Genomic DNA, 12181 nt, shown 5'->3' with positions numbered 1-12181 from the left:
AATGGTAGAGATACTGGCAGATTTAGGAGTGTATTATTCACAGAATATAGCGTATGTATGGGAACAATTTGTCCGGCATTTCTTGATGTCTGCATATGGGGTGCTGTTTGCGGCAATTGTTGCGATACCAGTAGGAATAGTAATTGCTCGCCACGCTAAGCTTAGTGCTTGGGTTATTTCGTTAACAAATGTCATTCAAACGATACCAGCACTAGCGATGCTAGCAGTGCTAATGCTAGTTATGGGACTCGGTGCTAATACAGTGGTGTTTGCGTTGTTTTTGTACTCATTATTACCGATTCTCAAAAATACGTATACCGGAATTCGCGGAGTTGACAATGCATTACTTGAATCCGGTCGTGGTATGGGAATGACCAAATTTCAATTATTGCGGATGGTAGAACTACCACTTGCATTGTCTGTGATTATGGCTGGACTTAGAACGGCTCTCGTCATAGCAATTGGAATTGCCACAATCGGTACATTTATTGGTGCAGGAGGATTAGGGGATATTATTATCCGCGGAACGAATGCGACCAATGGAACAGCAATCATTCTAGCTGGTGCCATACCAACTGCATTGATGGCAGTTATTGCAGACGTAGCAATGGGCTGGATGGAACGCATGCTTTCACCTATTAAAAACAAAAGTACACAGAAATCAGAAGCAACCTCATAAATAGAAGTTCCCAATCCGAAGATGGTTGGGGACTTTCTGCATGGGTGAAAAAAGTAGTAACTGGAACATAACTACTTTTAATCAAAGGAGGAACCAGAGATGGAGATAATCGTTGAGAAAAATGTTGCATGTACAATGCGTGACGGTTGTGTCCTGTATGCGGATATCTATCGTCCTAGCGAAAGTGGAACATTCCCAGTATTATTAACACGACTTCCTTATAGTAAAGATTTGCCCTTATATTCTCATCGTTATCTGGATACACACCGGATTGTACAAAGTGGATATGTAGTAATAGTTCAAGATGTGCGAGGAAGATTTCAATCTGAGGGAGAGTTTGAACCGTTTGTTCATGAAGCAAATGACGGTTATGATACTGTCGAATGGGCTGCATCTTTACCATATTCCACTGGTAAGGTGGGAATGTTTGGGCTTTCCTATTATGGATTCACCCAATTATTAGCAGCTTCCAAACGACCACCTAACCTTCATGCTATTTTTCCAGCACAAACGCTTAGTGATCAACGACATGGTAATTTCTATTACAATGGAGCGTTAGGGTTAGGTGGAACGGAAACATGGGTGTTAGAATCCATTGTACCAGACCTTTTAAAGAGGAAATACACAGATACTGGAGAGTATGCGGACCTAATGGAAAAATGGGCGGACAGTGTAGACCAAATCGAATCTTGGTATCGGCATACACCGATTGATGAATATCCACCAGTAAAAGAACTCGGTATCGCTACATATTTCTTTGACCAGCTGGGGCGAGAAATGACAGATGAGAGTTGGCTGGATACGAGCATCACGAACAAATATGTTCAGATGAATGTTCCGGCATATCATGTGGCTGGTTGGTATGATAGTTTACTAGGTTCTACAATAGAAAATTATGTAGGAATGAAGGCAAAAGCTGATGGTGTCAGGGCTAGAGAAAATCAGAAGCTTATTATTGGACCATGGGCACATGGGAATTTTGGATCAGTGATTGGCGAGCGGAAGTTTGGAGTACATGCCTCAGAAGACTGGATTAATCATAAAGAAGATCTAACAAACTTGCATATACGCTGGTTTGATTACTGGTTGAAAGAGAAAAATACCGGTATTGTCGAAGAGGCGCCTGTTAAAATTTTCGTAATGGGAATTAATGAGTGGCGTGATGAACAGGAATGGCCACTAGCGCGTGCAAAAGAAGTACCTTTTTATTTACACAGTGAAGGAAATGCGAATACGAGGTACGGCGGTGGTACGTTATCTGTAAAAAAACCAGGTGATGAACCAGAAGACAACTATAGCTATGATCCTAAAAACCCAGTGGCAACAAATGGTGGGGGAACTTTGTATGATGGCGTCAATACCACTGGCCCTCACGATCAACGTAACGTTGAGGAAAGGGAGGATGTATTGGTTTATTCGTCAGCCCCCCTAAAAGAAAATTTGGAAGTAACTGGATATATTAAAGTTAGGTTGTGGGCTTCAAGTGATGCGAAAGATACTGACTTTACCGCGAAACTGATTGATGTTTTACCTGACGGGACAGCATATAATTTAACTGATGGAATTATACGAGCGAAATATCGGAATGGATTCGATCCTGAAGATGAACTGAGTGGTGAAGTAGTAGAATATGAGATTGACCTTTGGGCAACGAGCAATGTATTTCTAGCGGGACATCAGATACGGGTTGAAGTTTCTTCTAGTAATTTTCCAAGGTTTGATACGAATCCTAATACGGGTCAATCCTTAATTAGCACTACTGAAGTCAAAACAGCCATTCAAACAATCTATCACAATCAAGCATATCCATCACATATTATACTTCCCATCATTCCAGTAAAAAACTAAATGAGAAAAATAGAAAAAGGTACCGTGTAATTAGTTACTATTGGTAATCAAATACATGGTACCTTTTTTAAAAGAAAAGAATGTATAAAATCTGTCTAGCGCAAGCGGACTAGACACTCGAGACATAAGCGATCCACTTCCGTGTGGCAAAAATCACCGCACTGCAGCGTTCTGCTTATGCTTGTCGTGTCTTGTAAGGCGCTTGCGCTTTTCTTAGTACTCTAGCTTCCATATCAGGTTTATAATTTGCTGGATTTCATGTTGGAACGTTGATTTCTCAAATGCTTGTTCTAAGGACATTAGAACGCTCTCTATTAAAAAGGAGCGTGGACTGTCTGATTGAAGTTCAACTAACAAAAACTCGATATAGTTCTTACGTTTAGACTCATTTTCCTTGCCGAGTTTTTGGACGATTTCCTTTAACTCTAACTTCCAAACATGTCCCAAATGATGCGCGATGCCAATGAGCATTACAGCATGGTCTAGTGTATACGGCTTAGCCTCAACAGGATAAATTTCGTCAAGTCGTTTTGCAATCCATTGAATTTCAGTTTGGTGTTGTTTCTTCATGAAAGTCTTTAATTCTAAAACCCCTGCATTCATTTATGGGGATATAAACCGTGGTGGTTTAAACTAGCTTTCGATTCTTGTAAGAGGTATAATAATATTGATATAGAACAAATGTTCTAATGCGAGGTGATACCATGTATAGTGCCTATAAAATCGAAATCCATGAAAACCATGAGCTCTTTTCCTATTTTGATGCATTGTGCTTTCAAGCGAAAAATTTGTACAACACGACGAATTTCTACTATCGACAGGTGTTCACAGCCATGCGAAACGGGACATCGAATGCCAATCAAAAAGAAGTCATGGATGCGATCAACCACCATCTTCCGTCGATGAATGCGATAAAGCAGGCGAATTTCGAGATAAGGAAAGCGAAAAGCCCAAACGATGAATCAGTAAAGCTTCATTTGTTTACCCCACCATCCGAGGAGAAGAAGTCGCTCGGCTACGGATTTCTGGACGGGCTTTTCAAAGCCATGAAACAACCTGACTACCGGGCGCTCTCAGCACAAACGAATCAGCACGTCATCAAAAAGGTATTGGAAGACTGGTCCTCGTTCTATGAAGCGATCAAGGATTACAACTTGCATCCGGAGAAGTACACAGGACGACCAAAAATTCCTCGCTATAAGAAGAAAGACGGACGGACGGTGTGCGTTCTGACTAACCAGACAGCTAGAATAGCATCCAATCACACATTGAAGTTGCCGAAGACCAAAAAACGGCTCCATATCGGAAAACTAGCTGAAACGAAAGGTCGTTTGCAGCAAGTACGCATCGTGCCGTTTTACGGACGCTATGTGGTCGAATTGATTTTCAAGAAAACCGACGAAAAGGCATTGGTGCGGCCGAAAGATAACAAGAACGATTTTCTCTTTACCCCGAAACGGATCATGGGAGTGGATATTGGCGTTGATAACCTTGCAGCCATTGCAGATAATACAGGCGGTCAGCCTGTCATCGTCAAGGGCAAGGTGTTGAAGTCCATCAATCAGCGGTACAACAAAGAACGGGCAGGAATGGTTCGAATCTTACGGAACGGACTGCAGGAAAAAGAAGGGCAATACATTTCAAGGAAACTGATAAACTTAGATCGCAAACGAGCGTACCGCGTCACCGACTACATGCATAAAGCAAGCCGTGCGATTGTCAATATCGCAATCGAACGAGGAATCGACACGATTATCATCGGCAAGAGCGGCAAATGGAAGGAAAAGGTCAAAATGCGTAAAGCTGACAAGCAGACGTTCATCCAGCTTCCATTCATGAAGCTGATTGCAATGATTACGTATAAAGCGGAATCGGTTGGCATTCAAGTTGTGACGCGGGAAGAAAGCTACACGTCGAAAGCCTGTTTCTTAAGCCTTGACCCGATTCCCGTCTATAGCGGCGAGAAAAACAAATTTATTTTTTCTGGAAAGCGTATTTGTCGCGCTTTCTATCGGGTAAAAGGAACGAACATTCAGATCAATGCGGATGTTAACGCTGCGTTTAATATCCTGCGGAAGCATTGCGGCATTAACAACCCATTTGGCACATTAGGACGGAAAGATTTCCTTCTGTCACCAAAACGAGTACGCATCCAATAAGCAAAGCTGAAGGCTATACAGCCTGATGTGTAAGGGGGCTTGTGGTCGCCCCTCAGTCGGACAATGCAGGACATTATCTGTATTCCACTGAAACCCCTGGATTTATCCATGGGGAGTATCATGATGCCAGTAATGACAAATGGTTTAAATCAGTTGTCGCCGAAAAATAACCCACACGGTACTGCGATGAATAGTACGTTGCAACAAGTTTCTGGTGCAATCGGGTCTGCGTTGCTCATTACAGTGATGAATAACCGTACGGAAGCAGAGGCTAAAGACTTAACTGCCGATGCAATGGCAAATATGGCTGCAACACAACCCTCTGCACAGGCTGCCGCTGAAGTGAAACAAGAGATTATGAACCAAGCAATGCTTCATGGTATTAATTTCACCTTTTTCGTTTCAACATTGATTGCGTGTGTAGCGTTAATTCTTGCCTTTTTCATAAAACGCGTAAAGCCCCACCAGCAAGATAAAACAGGTGAAGAAGTTGTTGTAAATTCGAATAATACAGTGACAGAATAAAAAAACGGATGATGCCTAGTTGGTATCATCCGTTTTTTTCTCAATTGCTTTCGTAATCATACCAACCGTTCCAGCAAGAATATTACGTTCTTGTAGAAGGAAAAATCAAAGAAATGTCGAATGGATATAATATGCGCTCATTTTAGTGGTTCGTACAATTGGTTTAAACACTGCAATTGAGTGTATAATAAATAAACATCATGAGCTATCATATTTAGGATTTAATATGAATAACTTAGACCCTGGGAGGTATGTGAAAATGCTTGTGAAAAATGATTACGTGGAATTTCAGAATGTAATAAATGTAAAAGAAAGTGACGACCTTAAAAATGCACTAGGTAAGCTTGAGGAATCTGGATATCGTTGTATACCAGTACTCGATGAATCAGGAAAAAAGTTTTTAGGTAATATTTACAAGGTTCATATTTTGGAACATGAAAAAAACGAGGGGTCATTAAGTGACTCTGTTAAAGAACTTGTGCAAGACCAAGAGGGCTCTGTACGAGAAGATGATTCTTTCTTTAAAGTCTTTACGAGTATTAAAAAACTTCCATATTTAGCAATTGTGAATGCTGATGATGATTTCTTAGGAATATTAACACATGCAAATGTCATAACTGTTCTTGAAAACGCTTGGGGTGTAAATAACGGCGGATATTCCTTAACGATTGGTACGGTTGAATTCGCTGGTGCACTACAAAAGATGTTAAAAACAATTAATAAGCATTGCAACGTGCAAAGTGTCATTTCACTCAATAACAATTCCAAGTACGCACGTCGTGTGTTAATCGTTTTACCAAAAGAAGTTGACCTAGATGAAGTTGAAACAATTAAGAAAGAGTTGTATAAGAAAAACTTTATCGTAACTGATGTGGAAAAATTAAATTAAAAATTTGGGCCCTAAGTGGGTCCTTTTTTATTTCAGTAACGAATATTTAAACTGAAATATTACTGGAAACAAAGGAATCCCAAGCAGTCCTGTCGAAAATAAATAATATAGATTTTGTACAACGAAGGGGAGTATTTGGATGACATTTTCAATTGTAGGTTTTGATCCAGAGACGAAAGAGCTTGGTGTGGCTGTCCAATCAAAGTTTTTAGGTGTCGGGTCCGTAGTTCCATGGGCGGAAGCTGGAGTTGGAGCTGTCGCAACGCAAGCTTTTGCGAATCCCGCATATGGTCCTGATGGACTGAAGCTTATGAGTGAAGGAAAGACGGCACAGGAAACGGTAGATATTTTGACTGAACAGGACGAAGGAAAAGCTGATCGACAAGTTGGAATCGTTGATGCAAACGGAAATTCAGCATCCTTCACAGGGGAGAAATGTTACGACTGGGCTGGTGGAAGGGCTGGTAAACATTATGCTGCCCAAGGAAATATCTTAGTGGGCAAAGAGACTGTTGGTGCAATGGCAGAAACGTTTGAGCAGGCAAAAGGAACATTGGCAGATCGTTTATTGCAAGCACTGGACGCTGGGCAGGCGGCTGGTGGTGATAGTCGCGGAAAGCAATCGGCTGCAATTTATATTGTGAAAGAAAAAGGTGGGTACTTAGAAGCCAGTGACCGATACATCGATTTGCGTGTCGATGATCATCCAGATCCATTTAAGGAATTGATGCGTATTTATCAACTGCAACAGCTATATTTTGGTACCACGAAGGAAGAAAATATTCTGGAAATAAAGGGACTAGTTCGCGAAGAGGTTGAATTGCAATTAAATAAATTGGGCTTTCTCGACGACGAGAACGTTGATAACGAAACACTTTTAAATGCCCTAACTTCATTTCTCCATGTAGAAAACTTTGAGGAACGCGAATTGGAAAAAGGGAAAATTGATAAGGAAGTGTTAGATTTTATGATAAACAAGGGGGATGCACATGAGTGATAAATTGCAAATAAAAGTGAATGACAATGGATCGCTACGAGTATCTGGTGACATCGAGTTAGTGGACGGCGAAGGAAATGCATACACAACAAAGCGAATCTTTTCACTGTGCAGGTGTGGGCAATCATCAACAAAACCATTTTGTGATGGTACGCATAAGAAAATTGATTTTGAGAGTAGGGTAAGGGTTTAGTTATAGGTTAAGGCACCTGTGTGAAAAAATTAGACAGGTGCCATGCCCTTAAGTTATTTAAATGACTTTGCTGTTTCGATTAAATCCTCTTTTGTTACTTTCACATCAGACCTTACTTGAAAAAACTTCAATCTATAATGGATGTTTTCTTCCTTCCAAGCTAGTTCTTTAATTTTCATTTCAGCTTCTTTCTCGAAGTATTTCCCATCTAAATTGCCGATTTTAACATGTTCGTAATCAATGGAAGAACGAACTGTCCCGCCGTTTGTAATACTCATCGCTATGTGTGCACCTTTTTCACCGTAGAAACTTACAACGAACGTATCGATTGGCCTATGTGGTGGCGGAGTAAAATCTGTTTCTTCAACCTCAAATGGCATTGTTGTTGGTAATTTCGGGTTATAGTCTAAGTTTAAATCTTTAATTTCTTTTTTCCAAGCTGTGTTTTCCAATTTATTTTCATTTTGCTTTTCTGCGCTTTCACTATCTGTTTTCTGGTTACTGCAAGCTACCATCACTAATGTCAATAGAAATAATAATAAGATTGTTTTTTTCAAAATAAACGCTCCTTTATTGATTTATTGATAAGGCATGTAATTAACTTTCCAAACATTTTTAGTACTATTTTTAGTAAGACTGAAGTAGATTTCGCTCCCCCTGCCAGCATCAAGTATGAAGCTTATGTTTGCTTGATTCTCACCATAAGAGGTTTCAAGTGACTTTAAATTCTGCAGGTCTTTATAGAAAATTTTTTTATTAGGAGCAGCGTATTCATTCTCTGATTTTATAAAGAAAGTATCAGTGAAAAATCTCTCTTTTGTAGGTGTTCGTGTGCCCATATCTTTTTTGGTGTACAATGCGTATTCAACCTCTCGATTTCCATTATTAATGGCATGAAAATACAATTTAAATACTTCTATTGGGGTTAGACTACGTAATAGATCATCATCAAAAGAAATAGAATAATCCTCGTAAATAGTTTGTAATTTGTCAGAGAGTCCTAGTAAGGTATTTGAAATGGAATAGTTTTTTTCCTTATTTAGCGTAAGATTAATTTGTGAACCATTTGGTAGAAAAGTATACTGAATTTGTTGGACCATACTTTTTGTATATTTTGCATAAAAGGACCCGCGCACTTCCTCTACCCCAAAATAGGATTCTATTTCTTTATTAACATGAAAAAAGAATGGAATTTTTTTGCCTATGTCACTTTCTGCAAAGGGAATGCTTTTTAATGATTGATCATCGGGCATCATCATTAATCTATCATCTTTGAATACTACACCTGTCATTTCAAACTCTCCATTGAACGTTATAATAGTGCTTTGGCCATCTCGTTGGACATCCACTACCTTCATCTCAGCAACAACATCACCAACCGCTATTGACTGAGGGTTAAACGTTTGATAAGGGACATCGTCAGCTTCAATTAACGTACTATACTCCTTATCATCTGGAATAGAGGATGTATGGTTTGAATCAGAACTTTTTCTACCACTATTCATGAATCCAAATTCGTCACTCATAACATTAAACCCTACAAATAAAAGAGCTGTAACAACAATAGCGGACATTGCTTTTGGAAAAAAATGAGAAACCCTATTATTCTTTGGCTTCCTTGCTTTTATTTTTCTTCGGATTGATTGTCTGTCTTTTTCCGTAAAAGTTGTAGGAGATTCTTTCTCAAATTGATCCTTTAACGCTTTTAGCTGTTCATCCATGGTTCACACCTCTTTCTGTTGCTAAGAGTTGTTTTAGTTTTTCTCTACCTCGAGTTAATCTTGTTCGGACAGTGGCTTCATTTAGCCGGATGAGTTCACTGACTTCTTTCGTCGTAAACTCCTTAAAGTAATAAAGAATAATTATTTCACGATACTTAAGAGGCAGTTCCATGACTTGTTGCAATAGCTCATTTGATTCCGCTTGATGAATGGATACATCTTCAGGTGTAACGCTCGCCGTTTCATTAACGTGTACAGCTTGCATTAGTTTCTCTTTCAATCTTCTGTTTCTCGACTGCCAGCTTCTTAGATAGTCCTTACATTTGTTAATTGCAATGGAATAAATCCAGCTTTTAAGTGAGGAATTGCCCTTAAATGTATGTAGCTTTTGATATACAGTTACGAAGACTTCCTGTGTCACATCATCTGTATCTGCATTGTTTTTAACGTATGTATACACAAGTCGCTTAATTTCCTCACCGTATACGTCCATAATCCTTTCAATCGATTCATCAGGGTTCATCTGAATGGTTGAGATATCGAGATTAGTGGGTGGTGGATGTAATGATTCGGAAAATTCCATGCTTTTCTCCCCCTTTGCAAGGCAGTCATATGTAAGACGTAACGACTTTATAAAATGCTTCATTTCTGAAAAAATATCTTTATTTACTATTAGTTTACCTGATAGTAAAGGGAATTAGCACTATTCGCTAAAGAACTTGTCTCTTTTTGTCGATAAAAAAGTATACTAGCATAAAGAGAGTTTATTTGGTGTGGGGTGGAATTTGTGAAAGCAGTCAGGCATCCAGCTACTTTATTTGTTATCATCTATACTGCGGTTTATTATTTGTGGATACTTATATTTAGAGGGAACGATAATTTATTAAATATAGGATTTTTGCTATTTTCTATACTAGCTGGGGGCGTTAGCTTTTACTGGTTGAATAAGTCTTATCGCGTTATTCAGTCAAAACAACGCTATTTTTGGCTATGGATGAGTTTTGGTGTGTTGGCATATTCGATTGCTAATATAGCGTGGTATTTTGAATATGGCTTGTTTGATACTAATAATATAAATATAAGCTCTGCTGATTATTTTTGGCTTGTTTCTTATGTTTTTTTTATCATAGCGTTTTTCTACCAAGCAAAACGTCTGGTGAATGGGGCATCCATTATTCCAGTTATTTTTAATATCGTTATTTTTCTAACGGTGGTTTATTCAATTAATGCATATTATATAATGCAACCTATTATTGAGTACACGTCCCTACTAGAAGAAAGCACTTCGATGAACCTAGCATATCCAATTTATAATTTAGGTTTTCTGTTTGCGACAATTAGTATTTATTTTTTATCGTATGGAACGGAACGAAAGTTTATCTCGTATATAATTACTGCGCTAATCATACAAAGTTTTGCTGACCTATTATATGCATATTCCATGTTAACGGGAAGCTATCATGCAGGTAGTCTTGTCGATCCATTATGGCAACTTGTTATCCTTGTATTTGGGCTAGGGGGGATATCGGATCGAAATAGAAAAGTTGACCAACCGCCTAGACTTCAAGATATTCAAAAGGCACAGGGTAGTCTTATTCCCTATATAGGTGTGTTAGTTCTCTTTGCTCTTGTAATTATTAATCACAGAGATGATATAAACGCTCTAAATGTCGGTCTTAGTATCTCGTTTATTTTAATTATAGCGAGGCAGGTTTATGTACTAAAGTCGAATGCCAAATTGCTAAGAGAGTACAGGGATTTAGCGCATATTGATACATTAACTGGATTAAATAATCGATGGAAGTTTGAAGAGGATATGTCTAAAAATATTGCTACGGCAAAAGCTGTAGACAATACAGAAACACTCATGCTTTTAGATATTGATCGATTTAAATATATCAATGATACGCTTGGACATAGCACAGGAGACCACATCCTTGTTGAATATGGATACCGATTACGCAAAATTATAGGAAATACAGGAAATATGTACCGGGTAGGTGGAGATGAATTCGTTCTAACCTTTACTAATCTACCACCGAACGAAGGGGTTTGTTTGGTTCAAAATTTGGTGAAAGAACTTAAACTACCATTTATTGTTGATGAAAGTGAGATCGTAGTTACACCTAGTATTGGAATCAGTATGTTTCCTGAAGATGGTTCAACCATCCAAGATTTGATGGATAAAGCTGATGCAGCTATGTATTTTTCTAAAGAAGAAGGTAAGGAAAGCTATCAATACTACAATGAGGAATTGAATAATCGAATTGCTAGAAAACGAATGATAGAGAACAGTATTAAGGATGCACGAATGAATGGTGAGCTGGAACTTTTTTACCAACCACAAATAGAACTAGAAACGAATAAACTGATAGGTATGGAAGCTTTATTACGTTGGAATCATCCTGTATTAGGTTTGATTCCACCTAATGAATTTATTCCACTAGCTGAAAAGACGGGTCATATTGTTTCGATGGGTGAGTGGGTTATAGAAGAAGCGTGCAGACAAAATATGCGATGGCAAAATGCTGGGCATACGGATCTTTGTGTATCTGTTAATGTGTCAGCAAGACAGTTTAGACATAACAATTTCGTACAAGCTGTTAAGCGAACTTTGGAACAATCTGGTTTAAACCCAAAGCTACTCGAGCTCGAAATAACGGAAAGCGTCATGCAGGACGTGGATGAGTCTATTATGATTCTTAGCCGTTTACGAGAACTTGGAATTACAGTATCAATTGATGATTTTGGCACAGGTTATTCATCACTATATATGTTACGACAGTTGCCAATTGATACGATTAAAATTGATAAGTCGTTTATCGATAACATTATTGACTTCACTAACCAATCTATTGTAAAGACAATTATCGATATTGGAGATAGTCTAACATTAAAGGTTATAGCTGAAGGAATTGAAACGGTTGATCAGGTTGATGTACTGAAGCACCACGGATGTACTCTTGGACAAGGATATTTGTTTAGTAAGCCACTACCGGCTAGAGGTTTTGAAGAAATTCTACAAGAGAAACGTAATGATTTGTCGCCTATATCTTAGATGTTTATGAAAGAGTGCCGAGAATTCACGTTGGTGAAACGGTGCTCTTTTTCTGTTCGTTGCTGTATAATAGAATGAATAAATTGAAAATTATAAAAGGACAACTACCAAT

Annotated in this window: 11 protein-coding genes and 1 pseudogene; 8 read left to right on the top strand and 4 right to left on the bottom strand. The window is 38.6% G+C overall.

Translation table 11 applies throughout. The features are described 5' to 3' along the window. Position 1: 1 nt before the first annotated feature. Positions 2-679 carry an ABC transporter permease gene (locus tag ACY9Z2_RS02395; protein ID WP_463608002.1) on the top strand — a complete coding sequence of 226 codons (678 nt, stop codon included), beginning with the start codon at positions 2-4 and terminating at the stop codon, positions 677-679. Between the two features lie 99 nt (positions 680-778). Then, complete coding sequence (locus ACY9Z2_RS02390; protein WP_463608001.1) at positions 779-2527, top strand: CocE/NonD family hydrolase; 1749 nt, start codon at positions 779-781, stop codon at positions 2525-2527. A gap of 213 nt (positions 2528-2740) precedes the next feature. On the opposite strand, the gene ACY9Z2_RS02385 is transcribed toward ACY9Z2_RS02390, so the two are convergent. After that, positions 2741-3097: a hypothetical protein gene (locus ACY9Z2_RS02385; RefSeq protein ID WP_463608000.1), complete on the bottom strand. Its 357-nt coding sequence runs from the start codon at positions 3095-3097 to the stop codon at positions 2741-2743. 134 nt (positions 3098-3231) lie between these two features. On the opposite strand from ACY9Z2_RS02385, the gene ACY9Z2_RS02380 reads away from it, so the two are divergent. The 5 genes and pseudogenes from ACY9Z2_RS02380 (at position 3232) to ACY9Z2_RS02360 (ending at position 7290) form a co-directional block, all read left to right on the top strand. Then, on the top strand, positions 3232-4686 hold the full coding sequence (locus tag ACY9Z2_RS02380; protein WP_463607999.1) for an RNA-guided endonuclease InsQ/TnpB family protein: 1455 nt from the start codon (positions 3232-3234) through the stop codon (positions 4684-4686). 114 nt (positions 4687-4800) lie between these two features. Beyond that, positions 4801-5211, top strand: a pseudogene (locus tag ACY9Z2_RS02375) (MFS transporter); the annotation flags it as partial. A gap of 259 nt (positions 5212-5470) precedes the next feature. After that, on the top strand, positions 5471-6100 hold the full coding sequence (gene cbpA / locus ACY9Z2_RS02370) for a cyclic di-AMP binding protein CbpA (protein WP_463607998.1): 630 nt from the start codon (positions 5471-5473) through the stop codon (positions 6098-6100). A gap of 139 nt (positions 6101-6239) precedes the next feature. After that, a complete protein-coding gene (locus ACY9Z2_RS02365; RefSeq protein WP_463607997.1) occupies positions 6240-7097 on the top strand; it encodes a DUF1028 domain-containing protein in 858 nt (285 codons plus the stop codon). Further along, positions 7090-7290, top strand: a complete 201-nt coding sequence (locus ACY9Z2_RS02360) for a CDGSH iron-sulfur domain-containing protein (RefSeq protein WP_463607996.1) — start codon at positions 7090-7092, stop codon at positions 7288-7290. Before ACY9Z2_RS02365 ends, ACY9Z2_RS02360 begins: the two co-directional genes overlap by 8 nt. A 53-nt stretch (positions 7291-7343) precedes the next feature. Here ACY9Z2_RS02360 and ACY9Z2_RS02355 read toward each other — a convergent pair whose 3' ends face one another. From ACY9Z2_RS02355 to ACY9Z2_RS02345, 3 genes are read right to left on the bottom strand one after another with little or no spacing between them, the layout of a single operon-like run. Further along, positions 7344-7847: a hypothetical protein gene (locus ACY9Z2_RS02355; protein ID WP_463607995.1), complete on the bottom strand. Its 504-nt coding sequence runs from the start codon at positions 7845-7847 to the stop codon at positions 7344-7346. Between the two features lie 21 nt (positions 7848-7868). Then, positions 7869-9011, bottom strand: a complete 1143-nt coding sequence (locus ACY9Z2_RS02350) for a hypothetical protein (RefSeq protein ID WP_463607994.1) — start codon at positions 9009-9011, stop codon at positions 7869-7871. Continuing rightward, positions 9004-9594: a sigma-70 family RNA polymerase sigma factor gene (locus ACY9Z2_RS02345; protein WP_463607993.1), complete on the bottom strand. Its 591-nt coding sequence runs from the start codon at positions 9592-9594 to the stop codon at positions 9004-9006. The genes ACY9Z2_RS02350 and ACY9Z2_RS02345 overlap by 8 nt, the downstream gene beginning before the upstream one ends. 204 nt (positions 9595-9798) lie before the next feature. On the opposite strand from ACY9Z2_RS02345, the gene ACY9Z2_RS02340 reads away from it, so the two are divergent. Next, entirely contained in the window at positions 9799-12069 is a 2271-nt protein-coding gene (locus tag ACY9Z2_RS02340) for a putative bifunctional diguanylate cyclase/phosphodiesterase (protein WP_463607992.1), read from the top strand. The last annotated feature ends 112 nt before the right edge of the window (positions 12070-12181 follow it).

Source organism: Virgibacillus sp. GM2-2 (assembly GCF_055329585.1).
This window is presented reverse-complemented; position numbering and strand designations above follow the sequence as displayed.

What these genes read in the sequence shown, in the direction of transcription:
- ACY9Z2_RS02390 (WP_463608001.1), top strand. Translation starts at nt 779, where the DNA reads ATGGAGATAATCGTTGAGAAAAATGTTGCATGTACAATGCGTGACGGT.
- ACY9Z2_RS02365 (WP_463607997.1), top strand. Translation starts at nt 6,240, where the DNA reads ATGACATTTTCAATTGTAGGTTTTGATCCAGAGACGAAAGAGCTTGGT.
- ACY9Z2_RS02385 (WP_463608000.1), bottom strand. Translation starts at nt 3,097, where the DNA reads ATGAAGAAACAACACCAAACTGAAATTCAATGGATTGCAAAACGACTT.
- ACY9Z2_RS02360 (WP_463607996.1), top strand. Translation starts at nt 7,090, where the DNA reads ATGAGTGATAAATTGCAAATAAAAGTGAATGACAATGGATCGCTACGA.
- ACY9Z2_RS02350 (WP_463607994.1), bottom strand. Translation starts at nt 9,011, where the DNA reads ATGGATGAACAGCTAAAAGCGTTAAAGGATCAATTTGAGAAAGAATCT.
- cbpA (WP_463607998.1), top strand. Translation starts at nt 5,471, where the DNA reads ATGCTTGTGAAAAATGATTACGTGGAATTTCAGAATGTAATAAATGTA.
- ACY9Z2_RS02380 (WP_463607999.1), top strand. Translation starts at nt 3,232, where the DNA reads ATGTATAGTGCCTATAAAATCGAAATCCATGAAAACCATGAGCTCTTT.
- ACY9Z2_RS02395 (WP_463608002.1), top strand. Translation starts at nt 2, where the DNA reads ATGGTAGAGATACTGGCAGATTTAGGAGTGTATTATTCACAGAATATA.
- ACY9Z2_RS02345 (WP_463607993.1), bottom strand. Translation starts at nt 9,594, where the DNA reads ATGGAATTTTCCGAATCATTACATCCACCACCCACTAATCTCGATATC.